Raw genomic sequence first — 12,467 nt, 5'->3', positions numbered from 1 at the left:
GGTGACCGGAGCTGGCGCGGTGCTGGGGCAGGGCATCATCAAGTCGCTGCGGCAATCGGCGCTGGAGTGCCAGATCATCGCGGCTGACCCCAATCCGCTTTCCGCTGGCCTTTACTGGGCCGATGGCGCCTATCGCCTGCCCTTTGCCGACGATCCGGCCTTTGGCGATCGCATCCACCAGCTGCTGGATCGGGAGCGGCCCGATATGGTGCTGCTCGGCACCGATGTGGAGCTGTCCTATTTCGCGGCGGAGAGGCATCGGCTGGAGGCGCTGTTCGGGACGCATGTGCTGGTCAGCGATCCGCGCGTCGTCGCCATCGCCGACGACAAGCTGGAAACCGCGCGCTTCTTCGAAAGTGTCGGACTGCCCCACCCCGCTTCCGCCGCGGCGGAGGACAGGGAAGCGGTCGAGGCGCTGATCGCCGCCGTCGGATTTCCGCTGGTGGTGAAGCCGCGCATCGGCGCGCGGTCGGTGGGCGTGTCGCTGGTTCACGACCGGGCCGCGCTCGCGTCGGCGCTGGAGGGGCGCAGCGGTCTTGTCGTGCAGCAATGCGTGGGCGACGCCGACAGCGAATATACCGCCAGCACGCTGGTCTTCGATGGCGAGGTGCAGGCGTCGATCGTCATGCGCCGCGACCTGCGCGACGGAAACAGCTATCGCGCTTATCTGGGCGACTATCCCAGGCTCAACGAACAGGTGCGGGCGCTCGGCAGGGCGCTGCAACCCCATGGTCCCGCCAATTTCCAGTTCCGCACCGATGCCGACGGCACACCTCGCGTCTTCGAGATCAATGCCCGCTTTTCGGGTACGACGCCGCTGCGGGCCATGGCCGGCTTCAATGAGGTGGAGATGTGCGTGCGGAAACTGCTCCACGGCACGCCGGTCGTGCAGCCGCCGGTGCGCGAGGGCGTGATCCTGCGTTATCTGGACGAGATGTTCGTGCCGCAGGAGCGCATCGACGCGGTGCGATGAACGGCGGCGCTCCCTTGCTGGCGCTGACCGGCGGTTCGGGCTTTGTCGGCCGCGCCTTCGCGCCGGCGGCGCGCCGGGCCGGCTGGCGCATTCGCCATCTCTCTCGCCGCCCGCCGCCCGATGTTGATCCGGACGATGAATGGGCATTGCTTGACCTGTCGGCGGTCGAGGCGGTCGAGCTGGGCGGCTGCGCGGCGCTGGTGCATCTGGCCGCGCACATTCCCTCCGATCATCATGACCTGGCCGAAACGGAGCGCTGCTGGCGAATCAATGCGCTCGGCACGCTCAAGCTGGTCGATGCGGCGATTCGGGCCGGCGTCGGGCGGATCATGCAGGCGAGCAGCGCCAATGCCTATGCGCCGACCGCTCGACCGCCGCACGAGCAAGCGCCGCTCTTTCCCCGCAGCAGGGGCTATTATCTGGGTTCAAAGATTGCCCAGGAAATCTATGCGGAGGAACGCTGTCGCGGGGAGGAGGTGCTGCTCCAGACGCTGCGCCTGGCATCGGTCTACGGGCCTGGCCAGCAGAGCGGCGCCCTGGCTGCGATGGCACGAGCGACGACGAGTGGGCGCCCCATCCGCGTGCATGGCAGTGGCGCCTTCGGTTCCGACCTTGTCCATGTCGAGGATGTGGCGCAGGCTATGCTGCTGCTGCTCGCCAGCGGGCATGCGGGGGCTTTCAACGTCGGCAGCGGTGTTCGCACCACCATTGCGGAACTGGCGAGGATGCTGGCGGAGCGCTGCTGCGTACCGATCGCCTATGAAGCTGAAGCAGAGGAGGACTGGGGTTTCCCCGCCCTCAATGTCGACCGGATGGCAGCATTGGGATATCGCCCGCGACCACTGGCGGCGGGGCTGACCGACATATTGAAGACGGACTGAAGCCAGGGCGCCATGCTGCTGCCTGCGGGAACAGCATCTTGGCCGGCTGTTCCGTCAGCTCCCGTTCGGGCCGCCGCCGCCGCCGGTATTGCTGCCGCCGCCGCCACCACCCATGCCGGCAGCGCCGACCGCGCCGATATTGCCGAAAATCTCGTCGAACAGGCTGCGATGGCGGCCCAAAGTCGGCGTCTTGTCGCCCGAAGGCGAAATCCTGGCGACCTGTTCCAGTCCCTTGCGATCGACCGCCACGACATTGCCCGCGCCGTCGAAACGGACATGCAGGATCGTCTGGGACACCGGCTTGGGGTTGGAAAAGGCCAGCGCGCGCATGTCGCGCGACACATAGTACCAGTCCTGGTCGCCGAACTGCGCGACGAAGCTCGGCCGGCCCAAAGTGCCCTCCACGGAGGCGCGATTGTCGATGCCGGGCTGGATCGAATCCACCAGCAGCTTGTCGACCTGATAGCCCTGATGGGTGCGGATGCGGGAACATCCCGACGCGCCCAGCAGCAGCGCGCAAAGGCCTGCGCCAAGCAAAATCCGCCCGCTGCGGGATTGGCGGCTGAACTGGCGCATGAACTTCTCCTGCGGGGCTGGCCCCGGACCTTGCCGAAAAACAAAGCCGCCATTGCATCGGGCGGCCGGGCGATCAATATGGAAATGCGCGAGCCTCGGCAAGGGGCCGCCGACCGGTCAAGCCAGGAAACAGTCAAACTCATGCCCAGCATCTTTCAGCGTCTGTTCGCGTCGAGCGATCCCAGGGACGCGATGCGCACCCTCTACAACGCCATCGTTGCAGAGGGACGACAGCCCCATTGGTATGTGAAGGGGCAGGTTCCCGATACGATGGACGGCCGGTTCGACATGATCATCGCGATCCTCGCGCAGGCGCTGATGCGGCTGGAGGCGCTGGGCGCCGCGCAGGAGAGCGTCTGGCTGACCGAATTGTTCGTGGACGATATGGACGGCCAGTTGCGGCAGGAAGGGATTGGCGACGTCGTCGTGGGCAAGCATATCGGCCGCATGGTGAGCGCGCTGGGTGGCCGGTTGGCTGCTTATCGCGCGGCGTTGTCGGGCGAAGCCGACCTGGGCGAGGCGATTGCCCGCAATCTTTATCGCGGCGAGGCGCCGTCCACAGAAGCGCTGGCGCATGTCGAATCGCATCTGCGCGCGCGCTGGGTGAGGCTCGGCTGTCTCAGCCGCGACGCGCTGATGGCGGGAGACCTTGGATGAGCTCCGCCCCCGAATTTTCCCGTCCCGTCCGCATTGACCAGCTTGCCCGCCATGCGCAACCGGTGACCATCACCGCCGATGCCGCCGAGCGCGAGGCGCTGGCGAAGCGCTTCAACCTGCTGGCGCTTGACCGTCTGGAGGCGGATTATGCCCTGAATGAGGATAATGGCGCCATCTTCGCCAAAGGACGCGTGCGGGCCGATCTTGCCCAGCCCTGTGTGGCGACAGGCGCGGCAGTGCCGGAGAAGGTCGACACGGATTTCCTGCTTCGCTTCGTCCGGGAAGGGGAGGATGTGCCGGAGGGTGACGAGCTGGAACTGGATGCCGGGGATTGCGACACCATCGGTTTTGACGGGCTTGTCATCGACATGGGTGAGGCAGTGGCCGAGACCGTGGCGCTGGCGATGACGCCTTATCCGCGCTCTCCGGAAGCGGACAGCATCCTGCGCGAAGCGGGCGTGCTGAGCGAGGAGCAGGCCAGCCCCTTCGCCGCGCTGCTCTCGCTCAAGGACAAGACATGAAGCTGGCGCTGGCGGCGGCGCTGCTGCTCAGCGCCATGCCGGCCTTCGGAGCGGAAACCGGGACGCGGATCGGGGAAAGGCGCGCCCGCGCCGAATGGGCCAAAGCGGAAAACCGCAAATCCTGCGCTCCGCTCGCGCTCGCCGCGCCCGGAGAACCGGAAGGGACGCCGCGCGCCGCCCGCTTCGGCGGCGGCTGGGGCGTCGCCTTCGACCTTCCCGGCCTGCGCAGCGCTTATGGTTTTGCCGGGACCGGCCTGTTGCCGGATGACAGGGCGGACCCGCGGACGCAGCGGCGCAGGCTGACCGATCAGTGGCCCTATATGCGCGAGCTGGCGCGGCTGCCCACCCCGTCTTTTGCCGGCTATGGTCAGGAAGGGGCGCAGCCCTATCCCGCCGCCAATCCGGGCGGCCAGGGCCTGCATTCCCTCGCCTATCTGCGCGTCGGCGGCCAGCGCTGCACCTATAATGTGTGGAGCCGGATCAGCCGGGCCCATCTGGAATGGCTGCTCGACAATCTTCGCCTGCTCCGACGCTGACGCCCGCCTTGCGTTTCCTTTTCGTTCCGGCCTGTGGCATAAGCGCGGGCCATGGAAGCTCCGCCGCGCAAGATCATCCATATCGACATGGATGCCTTTTACGCGTCGGTCGAGCAGCGCGACGATCCCAGCCTGCGCGGCAAGCCCCTGGCGGTGGGCGGCGGCGGGCCTCGCGGTGTGGTCGCGACGGCCAGCTATGAAGCGCGCAAATATGGCGTGCGCTCCGCGATGCCGGGCGCGCGGGCGCGGCGCCTCTGCCCCGACCTGCTGTTCGTCCGTCCCCGCTTCGATGTCTACCGCGCCGTGTCGGCCCAGGTGCGGGAGATTTTTGCGCGCTTCACCGACATCATCCAGCCGCTGTCGCTGGACGAGGCCTATCTCGACGTCACGCAGAACAAGCCGGGCATTTCCTCCGCCACGCTGATCGCAGAGGAAATCCGCCGCCTGATCCGGGAGGAAACCGGGCTCACCGCGTCGGCCGGGGTCTCCTACAACAAGCTGATCGCCAAGCTTGCCTCCGACCAGAACAAGCCTGACGGCATCTGCATCGTCCGGCCGGAAGAGGGTGCGGCCTTCATCGCGACGATGCCGGTGCGGCGTATCCACGGCGTGGGGCCGGTGACGGCGAAGCGGATGCAGGCGCTGGGCATCGAAACCGGCGCGGACCTGAGGGCGCGTGAGCTGTCCTTCCTCCAGCAGCATTTTGGCAGCGCGGCGCTGTTCTACTATCGCGCGTCGCGGGGCGAGGACGACCGCCCGGTGCATGAGCGGCAGGAACGCAAATCCGTGAGCGTCGAGGATACCTTCTTCGACGACCTCATCACGGAGGAGTCGCTGATCACGGAACTCGACCGGATTGCGGAGAATCTCTGGGGCCGTATCGAAAGAAGCAGCGCCTATGGCCGTACGGTGGTGCTGAAGGTCAAGTTCGCCGATTTCCGCATCATTACCCGGTCGAAGAGCTTCGCTGCTCCCCTACGCTCGCCTGACCTGCTGGTGCAGACGGCCCGGGGGCTGCTCCGCGCCCAACTGCCGCTGCGCATGGGTGCGCGCCTGTTGGGCCTGGGCGTCCACAATCTGGATCATGTGGAGCCGGACGAGGCGCGCGGCCAGCTCAGCCTCAGCTTGTAGAGCGGCGCTCCTCTTGGATCAGGTCGCCGCTCCGGAGTCCTTGTGTTCCGCTATTTCTTGACCAGAGATCACCTGGAAAAAATCGCTTTGCGCCAACCCAATGCTCCCTATGCGTCAGAAGGGCAGCCAGTTGCGCTTTTCGGTGAACTTCATGTAGCCGGCGTTGATGCCCAGCCGGTATCCCACGCCCAGCCGGATCGGGATGAGAACGACGCTGCCCCAGCGCAGATAGCTGGCGGTGAAGCCGCCCACCAGATAGGCCGTGCCTTCCGCCGCCGGGAAGCGGTGATAAAGGTCCTGCGTATCGTAGAGATTATAGACGAGGACAAAGGTATTGGCCGCATTGCCGCCCACGTCGAAGCCGATGGATGGGCCGGTCCAATATACCTCCCGCTTGCCCTCCACCTTGTGATTGAGCGTGCCGGATCCATAGCGCAGACCGACCACGAACGCGCCCGACGCCTCTCGCCCGGCGATATAGGCATTGGGACGGCCCTGATCCTTCAGGATCTTTTCGATGATCCCGGCCAGGCCTTCAGCGCCCTTGCCGAACACCCCTTCGGCCGCGCCGATCAGATCGTCCTGCTGATAGGAATCGCCAGGGGATATGGCGGCCGGCGGGGAATTGGTTGTCACCGGCGCGCCTGTCGCGGTGGAGCCGGAACTTACCGGAGGCGGATTATAGGAGGTGCCGCTGCCCGCAGGCGCGCTGTTTCCCGGCTGGGAACTGGTGTCTACCCCGGGGTCGGTCGGCGTGCCGCCCGGCTGCGGCACGGGCGCCAGATCGGAATCGATCGCGGTATTGGGGTCGACCGTGCGCACCTGCGCCTGCGCCACGGGTGCCAGCATGACAGCGCCAAGGGCGATCGCAAGAGCGCCCGCCCTTCCAGCGCGGCCCGAAACCCGCTGTAAAATCCCGATCATGCCCGCTACTCCCCAGAGAAACCGCTCTTCAACCACATTTCAGATTATCGGGGAACAAGCTGAAACGACAATGAACGAACGGCGACCCGAGTCGATTCCGCGCCAGTCCGAATCTGTTTTTCGAAATCCGGGTGATTTTTCTCCGTGCCGGACCGTTGCCATGTATGAAACCCGTCGCTATAGGCCGACATCTAGCCACTGCTCACCTTATCCGGTGGGCAAATTCGTGCGGAGACGTGGGTGAGTGGCTGAAACCAGCGGTTTGCTAAACCGTCGTAGCCTTAAGGGGCTACCGAGGGTTCGAATCCCTCCGTCTCCGCCACCTTTCCATCCTCTCACAACCGGGCCAATCGCTGAAAGTCCCGCATTTCTGCGGCCTTCAAGGTGATTCGGGTCTCCTGGGATCCACTGCCTTCCATCGGCAACCGATTGGATTTGTGGGAGATTTTGAGCATGGGAAAGCTCTCGGCAACAGCTGTCAAAGCCGCGCGCGGCGATCAGGATGAAGAGCTGGAAATTCCGCCACGGGAAATGGAGAGAATCGTCCACGAGATGATGACCCGCGAATATACGCGAACGCTTGATGAAGCCGTACCCGCACTCGGCGACAAGACGCCCCGCGCGCTGGCCCGCACCAAGGCCGGCCGGGCCAAGGTCGCCGACTGGCTCAAATATCTCGAAAATGGCGCGGCGAAAACAGGTGCTGGCGACCCAATGGCCAGCTATGACTTCACCTGGATGTGGAACGAACTCGCGCTCGGTGATCTGCGGCATTGATGGTGAACCAACGACAGCTTGTAGCGAGCTCGACCAATCCGACGAATGTCGGCTCTGCCGGCGCTAACTGTCAGATTTCACTGCGGCCTCCGCCGCTTGGAAACCGATCTTGGAATGTTGGCCGTCGCAGAACGGCTTCGTGATCGACGCACCGCACCGGCAAAGGAAAACACGGCTCTTGCCCTGAAAGTCATAGAGATTTCCAGCTCCATCGCGCAGCTCAAGTAGGGTCAAATCGCCGGTTACGAGATATGGCCCGTTTTTTGTTGCGACAATATCCACCGCCATCGGAGCCTCCTCAGGTGGCCGTCCTTGGGCAGCGCTCGTCTCCGCTGTCCGGTCTCAGCCGGAGATATATCGCCTGGCACGAAATAAGGAAATGGCCAATTCATCGGAGGAAATGTCGAACAAGCACCGATCTGCTCGATGAGCCGGCGCTGCTAGGGAGTTTTGACAAAAACTCCGGGGGCCATGCGGAAGGCAGCTATCGGGCGTACGATTTCACATCGGGAATGACCGAGAAGTTGGCGGTCTTGGTCGGTAGCGCGCCAAATCTCGATCACTCCAGAGCCTAAACGGCGCAACCGAAGCTCGCCGTTTGGCCATGCTAATCACCGCCTAGCTTTCAATAAGTTGCTGGCTGCAATTGAGCTACGTCGGCCGCCTTTGGGATGCCCGCAAGCTCGGGCTGGATTTGCCGAGCCATGAGATCGGCGATCAGAACCGATCCCTGTTGCGTAAGGTGGCCATAATCAAATTGGACGGGCACGCCTGGCGTGACCCACAGGCGGCAGTCCGGCGCGCAGAGGCTGGCATAGGGCGAGAAATACGGAATGTGCGCCCGCTTCATGGCTGCGGCCAATTGCCGGTCGACCAGCGGAACCTGTTTGTTACGATGCATGTCTATGGGCTCGTTCTGGTCGATGTGCCTTGCAAGCAGCCGGGGAAGCGGCTGATCATATTCGACGATGGGACCAGAAACGATCACGCGTGGCGTGGCTTGCTGGATCAGCCGCACGGTCTTTTCGATGTCAGGGACATCCTTCTCCAGCCACCGCGCCGACAGGATCACCATGTTCGGCCGTATCCGTTTCAGATGCTCGTTGAACACCTGATGCATGAGCGCTAGACAGCGGGCATCGCCGCGGCTGTTGACCAGGGGTTTGCATCCGGCTGCCGTGGCCTGCAGCACGTGAGCGTTGGGCAGGGCATGGTTCAGTCCGTAATAAAGATGGGCAGCATGACTGTCGCCCACGATCAGGACGCGGGACTTGTCGTGCGGCGCCCTCATGCATCGTTCGAATGAATAATCGGAAAGGCGATTTTGGGTCGTCAGGAAGCAGGATCCGGTCCGCATCATCTCCGTGCGGCCGGTTCGCTCACCATAAGCCAGGACGCCGCGCGCCTGCGCCGAGATCGGATAAAGGACGTCGCTAAGGACGGCCAACGAAAAAACCGCCGCGCCGCATGCCGCCATGGCAGCCGTGCCCCGCAGCACCACAATGCGAGAGCTCAGGCGGCTCGAACGGCGGAAAGGCTTTTCGACAAATGCCCATGAAATCGTTGCGGCTGCCAGAGCGGCGATCAGCAACGATACGCGCTCCACATTGTCCAAGCGGCTGTCGATGTTGCGATAGAAGACAATGATCGGCCAGTGCCACAGATAGAGCGAATAGGATATGAGCCCGACGAAACGCATGGGCGGGATGGAAAGCAGCCGTCCTCCCAACGTGCGCCAGCTTTCCCCGCACAACAATATGAGGGCCGTCCCCAGGCAGGGGACAAGAGCCGATGCGCCGGGGAAAGTGGTGGCCTTGTTGTAGAACAGGACCGCGTAGGCGATGAGTGCCAGGCCAACCGCTACACCGACTTCGGCCTGCCACTGCCGGCGCGGCGCGGGAATCGCCCCGATCGCCAGCAGCGAGCCCAGCGACAGTTCCCAGGTGCGGAAGGGAATGAGGTAAAAAGCCGCGCTCGCGTTGCGGGAAACCATCCATTGCGCGGCAAGGAAGCTGGCCAGCGTCAACGCCCAGACAAGCTGCCGCCGGTGCGCGGCGGTCCAGTTGCGGGTGAAGAAGATCAGCAGCGGAAAGAATATATAAAACTGCTCCTCCACCGAAAGGGACCAGGTATGGAGCAGTGGATTGCTGTCCAACTCTCCATCAAAATATCCGCTCTGACTGTAGAACAGGATGTTGGACAGGAAGAAAATGGAAGCGATGATCGACTTTGCGACTTCGGCGGACTGATCGGACATCAGCAGGCCGAAAGCGGCCAACATCACGCAAAGATAGAGCGCGAACAACGCAGGGAAAATGCGTTTGATGCGGCGTTTGTAGAAATCGAACAGCGCGTCGCGCCATCCGCCCTGTTCACCCAGAAGCGTTTGCGTGATCAGAAAGCCGGAGATGACAAAAAAAACATCGACCCCGACGAACCCGCCGGAAAAGAGGCTAGTGCCCAAGTGAAAGATAACGACCGGGATGACGGCCACGGTCCTCAGCCCGTCAATATCCGCGCGATATTGCCTGATCATACACAATCCTCCCGTGAAATATCGGCCATCACCAGGAAGTTCGGCATTCGATCAAGATTATCGAAAAGTCGTATGACGTTATGATGCAGGAATGCCTTATGGAATCAAGCATTCTCGGCCCCTTTTTCTTTATTGAATTGGCAAGAAAGTGCGCAGAAACTATTTCAGATTTTCGACCGCCAAAACCCGAGCCGGCGTCACTGCATCGCATAATATGCAACACTCATCGAATTTCTCGGGTAAACCAATATGTTACATGTTGGGTGAAGGCATCGCGTCATCAAAAAACGCTGGCGCGCCTATTCAAAACGGACGAAATGGCTACATTCAGGAAAATCGGAAAGTCGCTCGCTGACGGCTCTGCTGTGCCTGGGCGACGCTCCCTCCGAGGCAGGGTGAAGATGATAGGAGTAGGAGTCGCGGTCCTGGTCGCGATGACTGCGCTCATGCTGGTCGCTGCGCCGCGGTCTTCCGCCGATTATTCCGGAGATAGACGGCCCTTCGACATCGCCATAACGGTGGACGATCTGACCGGAAATGGCCGATTGCCTATCGGGATGACCCGACTGTCCATTGCCGAACTTTATATCAAGGCATTGAAGCAGCACGGGGTGCCTGAAGCCTACGGCCTCGTGAACGTCGCGAAACTGCAACGGGACAAGGACGGAGGCAAGGTTCTGGATAGCTGGCGCCGCGCCGGCTATCCGTTAGGCAATCATTCCTACAGTCATTTGAACCTGAACCGCGCGTCCTCTTTCGAGCAATGGAAAACCGATGTCGTGACCGGCGAGCAGGAGATCGCCCGCCGGATGGACGGAGCGGATTGGCATTATTTCCGCTTTCCCAACATGGCAGCGGGCAGGGATCAGGCCCAGCATGACAGCGCCATGGCGTTCCTGAAGCAGCGGGGATATCGGATTGCCGAAGCCACAGTCAGTTTCGACGACTGGGCCTATAGCGAAGCCTATGCCCGTTGCCTCGCCAAGGGGGACACCGCCGCAATCGCAACCATGAAGGCGCAATATCTGAAAAATATCGACCAGGGGATCGTGCGGATGAAGTCGCTTTCGCACAAGGTCTATGGCCGCATGATTCCTCAGATATTGTTGACCCATCTGAGCGGTTGGGGCGCGGTCATGCTGCCCGAGGTGCTGGCAAGGCTGGACGTCGCAGGCGCGCGTTATGTGAGCCTGACAGCGGTACAGCGCGATCCAGCCTATAATGGTGATGACCCATGGACTGGAAATCAGCTGATGATGGAGCGCATCGCTCGCCAAAAAGACATTGATATCGACGCGATTGCAAAGCTGCATCGTCCTGGCAGTCTGAAAACCCTATGCCGCAATAATTCCTAAACGAGACGTGAACATACGACCGGTTTGAGGATCGCATGCCGACTTCCCAATGTCGGCTATGTTGGCGGCTCTGGCCGCATCTTTGGCAGCGATCGAGGCAGCAGCACTCGACTAGCTCATGCCGTTCCGGTAGGGCTCCGCGTATGTCGGCTTATGCCGGAACCGGTCATTCACAAGTTTGACTGCTGTCGGTCGTTTACCGCGCCAAAGCCGGTCGCTCTGGTGCGAGTGGGAATCGCCTGAAACCGGACATTCCCGGATTGGTCTCGGCTCACGGAGCTTGGGCCGACGCCGCTCGACGTTCTCATCGCCGAAATCGTCCGCCGTTCGCCGGACGCGGTGCTGTTTGGTCATTCCGGCTCATCATCTGGACACACGATCATTTCACAGATGGCGGCGGCCGTTTCGCTGGCGCTATCCAACGCCGCAATAATTTATGGCGGCGTTCACCCGACTTATTTCTGGCGCGAAATTCTCGCGCAGGAATCGCATGTGCGGGCCATCGTAAAGGGAGAAGGCGAAGAAACGGCGCGCCACCTAATGCGCGCGATCGCACAAGGTCAGTCACTCCGGGAGGTGCCCGGTATCGTCGATCGCCAGGATGGGGAGCCTGTCGCCACCGAAGCAGCGGCCGTGATCACCGATCTGGACGTCCATCGCGTGGGCTGGGAACTCATCGATCATGCGCGTTACAGCTATTGGGGTGGCAAGCGCGCGGTCGTAATTCAGTTTTCTCGGGGTTGTCCTCATCTGTGCAACTATTATGGGCAGCGTGGCTTCTGGACGCGCTGGCGTCACCGTGATCCTGTTCTTCTCGCCCGAGAGATCGCGCGGCTCTATCGCGATCATTGCGTGGAGGTGTTCAATTTCGCGGACGAAAATCCCAGCGCTGGCAGGAAGCCGTGGAAGGCCTTTTTAGAGGCGCTGATCGCCGAAGACATATCGGTGACGCTGGTCAGATCAACCCGAGCTGACAATATCGTCCGCGATGCCGATATTCTTCACCTTTACAAGAGGGCCGGCTTCGAGCGCTTTCTCATGGGAATGGAGAATACGGACGAGGCCACGTTAGAGCTGATCAGAAAGGGAGGGGCGACGGCCAGCGATCGCGAAGCCATCTGACTGCTTCGGCAGCACGGCATCCTCTCGATGGTTACTTGGGTGGCAGGATTTGACGACCAGACCGACGCAGACATGTGACGGGGTCTCAGGCAGCTTATTTCCTATGACGCCGACCAGATCCAGGCGCTCTACGTCACGCCACACCGGTGGACGCCTTTTTTCCGTATCGCAATGGATCGCCCTGTTGTGCAGTCTGACCCGACCAAATGGGATTATAAACATCAAGTTTTGGGTATGGCACAAATGACGCCCAGGCGGCTGTTCCTCTGGGTGAAGGTAATCGAAGCGGTGGCACAGCTACGCCCCCGTGCGCTGCTTTGGTGGGCGTGGCACCCCGATCCCAAGATCCGCCATGCGATCCGCTGGTATTATCGAATGGGCCGTCGAGTATGGCTACATGAGGTGTTTGGTTTCTTTTTTCGCGATCACGTGCGCACGGATGGCCGGACTGTTGCAGATCACTTGGGGGCACCCCAAG

The 12,467-nt window shown here is 62.1% G+C and carries 13 protein-coding genes and 1 tRNA gene; 10 read left to right on the top strand and 4 right to left on the bottom strand.

From position 1 onward, the window contains the following. Position 1: 1 nt before the first annotated feature. Positions 2-973: an ATP-grasp domain-containing protein gene (locus ACN9MX_RS11345; RefSeq protein ID WP_363827126.1), complete on the top strand. Its 972-nt coding sequence runs from the start codon at positions 2-4 to the stop codon at positions 971-973. Beyond that, positions 970-1,854, top strand: a complete 885-nt coding sequence (locus ACN9MX_RS11340; RefSeq protein ID WP_426387032.1) for an NAD-dependent epimerase/dehydratase family protein — start codon at positions 970-972, stop codon at positions 1,852-1,854. Before ACN9MX_RS11345 ends, ACN9MX_RS11340 begins: the two co-directional genes overlap by 4 nt. A 54-nt stretch (positions 1,855-1,908) precedes the next feature. Here ACN9MX_RS11340 and ACN9MX_RS11335 read toward each other — a convergent pair whose 3' ends face one another. Then, complete coding sequence (locus ACN9MX_RS11335) at positions 1,909-2,430, bottom strand: outer membrane protein assembly factor BamE (RefSeq protein WP_363739614.1); 522 nt, start codon at positions 2,428-2,430, stop codon at positions 1,909-1,911. Between the two features lie 141 nt (positions 2,431-2,571). Between ACN9MX_RS11335 and ACN9MX_RS11330 the strand changes: the two genes are divergently transcribed. Genes ACN9MX_RS11330 through dinB form a run of 4 tightly spaced genes read left to right on the top strand, consistent with a single transcriptional unit; the run spans position 2,572 to position 5,275 of the window. After that, positions 2,572-3,087, top strand: a complete 516-nt coding sequence (locus tag ACN9MX_RS11330) for a ubiquinol-cytochrome C chaperone family protein (protein WP_363827119.1) — start codon at positions 2,572-2,574, stop codon at positions 3,085-3,087. Continuing rightward, positions 3,084-3,608 carry a YceD family protein gene (locus ACN9MX_RS11325; protein ID WP_363827116.1) on the top strand — a complete coding sequence of 175 codons (525 nt, stop codon included), beginning with the start codon at positions 3,084-3,086 and terminating at the stop codon, positions 3,606-3,608. Before ACN9MX_RS11330 ends, ACN9MX_RS11325 begins: the two co-directional genes overlap by 4 nt. Next, a complete protein-coding gene (locus ACN9MX_RS11320; RefSeq protein WP_363739608.1) occupies positions 3,605-4,144 on the top strand; it encodes a hypothetical protein in 540 nt (179 codons plus the stop codon). The genes ACN9MX_RS11325 and ACN9MX_RS11320 overlap by 4 nt, the downstream gene beginning before the upstream one ends. A 51-nt stretch (positions 4,145-4,195) precedes the next feature. Further along, positions 4,196-5,275 carry a DNA polymerase IV gene (gene dinB, locus ACN9MX_RS11315; protein WP_363827113.1) on the top strand — a complete coding sequence of 360 codons (1,080 nt, stop codon included), beginning with the start codon at positions 4,196-4,198 and terminating at the stop codon, positions 5,273-5,275. Between the two features lie 114 nt (positions 5,276-5,389). On the opposite strand, the gene ACN9MX_RS11310 is transcribed toward dinB, so the two are convergent. Further along, positions 5,390-6,199 carry a DUF1134 domain-containing protein gene (locus ACN9MX_RS11310; RefSeq protein WP_133654415.1) on the bottom strand — a complete coding sequence of 270 codons (810 nt, stop codon included), beginning with the start codon at positions 6,197-6,199 and terminating at the stop codon, positions 5,390-5,392. Between the two features lie 230 nt (positions 6,200-6,429). Between ACN9MX_RS11310 and ACN9MX_RS11305 the strand changes: the two genes are divergently transcribed. Both ACN9MX_RS11305 and ACN9MX_RS11300 read left to right on the top strand, forming a co-directional pair. Then, positions 6,430-6,521, top strand: a tRNA-Ser gene (locus tag ACN9MX_RS11305). Between the two features lie 62 nt (positions 6,522-6,583). Then, positions 6,584-6,976 carry a hypothetical protein gene (locus ACN9MX_RS11300; protein WP_363827111.1) on the top strand — a complete coding sequence of 131 codons (393 nt, stop codon included), beginning with the start codon at positions 6,584-6,586 and terminating at the stop codon, positions 6,974-6,976. Between the two features lie 63 nt (positions 6,977-7,039). Here ACN9MX_RS11300 and ACN9MX_RS11295 read toward each other — a convergent pair whose 3' ends face one another. Together ACN9MX_RS11295 and ACN9MX_RS11290 are read right to left on the bottom strand one after the other, a co-directional pair. Next, the gene (locus tag ACN9MX_RS11295; RefSeq protein WP_363827108.1) at positions 7,040-7,264 is read right to left on the bottom strand and encodes a CDGSH iron-sulfur domain-containing protein; all 225 of its coding nucleotides are present in this window, start codon (positions 7,262-7,264) and stop codon (positions 7,040-7,042) included. A 337-nt stretch (positions 7,265-7,601) separates the two neighbouring features. Further along, complete coding sequence (locus tag ACN9MX_RS11290) at positions 7,602-9,512, bottom strand: acyltransferase family protein (RefSeq protein WP_363827105.1); 1,911 nt, start codon at positions 9,510-9,512, stop codon at positions 7,602-7,604. 98 nt (positions 9,513-9,610) lie between these two features. Between ACN9MX_RS11290 and ACN9MX_RS11285 the strand changes: the two genes are divergently transcribed. Together ACN9MX_RS11285 and ACN9MX_RS11280 are read left to right on the top strand one after the other, a co-directional pair. Then, positions 9,611-10,867: a polysaccharide deacetylase family protein gene (locus ACN9MX_RS11285; RefSeq protein WP_363827102.1), complete on the top strand. Its 1,257-nt coding sequence runs from the start codon at positions 9,611-9,613 to the stop codon at positions 10,865-10,867. Between the two features lie 306 nt (positions 10,868-11,173). After that, positions 11,174-11,989 (top strand): radical SAM protein, encoded by an 816-nt coding sequence (locus ACN9MX_RS11280; protein WP_426387510.1) that lies wholly within the window; start codon positions 11,174-11,176, stop codon positions 11,987-11,989. Positions 11,990-12,467: the final 478 nt, after the last annotated feature.

Origin of the sequence: Sphingobium sp. R-21, assembly GCF_049913335.1 — a bacterium.
GTDB lineage: Bacteria > Pseudomonadota > Alphaproteobacteria > Sphingomonadales > Sphingomonadaceae > Sphingobium.
The sequence above is the reverse complement of the archived record's forward strand: the minus strand, read 5'-3'. Positions and strand labels throughout refer to the sequence as shown.

Bases quoted from the DNA above. Each gene is read 5' to 3' on its own strand.
- ACN9MX_RS11335 (WP_363739614.1), bottom strand. From the start codon at position 2,430: ATGCGCCAGTTCAGCCGCCAATCCCGCAGCGGGCGGATTTTGCTTGGC.
- ACN9MX_RS11330 (WP_363827119.1), top strand. From the start codon at position 2,572: ATGCCCAGCATCTTTCAGCGTCTGTTCGCGTCGAGCGATCCCAGGGAC.
- ACN9MX_RS11290 (WP_363827105.1), bottom strand. From the start codon at position 9,512: ATGATCAGGCAATATCGCGCGGATATTGACGGGCTGAGGACCGTGGCC.
- ACN9MX_RS11285 (WP_363827102.1), top strand. From the start codon at position 9,611: ATGGAATCAAGCATTCTCGGCCCCTTTTTCTTTATTGAATTGGCAAGA.
- ACN9MX_RS11340 (WP_426387032.1), top strand. From the start codon at position 970: ATGAACGGCGGCGCTCCCTTGCTGGCGCTGACCGGCGGTTCGGGCTTT.
- dinB (WP_363827113.1), top strand. From the start codon at position 4,196: ATGGAAGCTCCGCCGCGCAAGATCATCCATATCGACATGGATGCCTTT.
- ACN9MX_RS11320 (WP_363739608.1), top strand. From the start codon at position 3,605: ATGAAGCTGGCGCTGGCGGCGGCGCTGCTGCTCAGCGCCATGCCGGCC.
- ACN9MX_RS11325 (WP_363827116.1), top strand. From the start codon at position 3,084: ATGAGCTCCGCCCCCGAATTTTCCCGTCCCGTCCGCATTGACCAGCTT.
- ACN9MX_RS11310 (WP_133654415.1), bottom strand. From the start codon at position 6,199: ATGATCGGGATTTTACAGCGGGTTTCGGGCCGCGCTGGAAGGGCGGGC.
- ACN9MX_RS11295 (WP_363827108.1), bottom strand. From the start codon at position 7,264: ATGGCGGTGGATATTGTCGCAACAAAAAACGGGCCATATCTCGTAACC.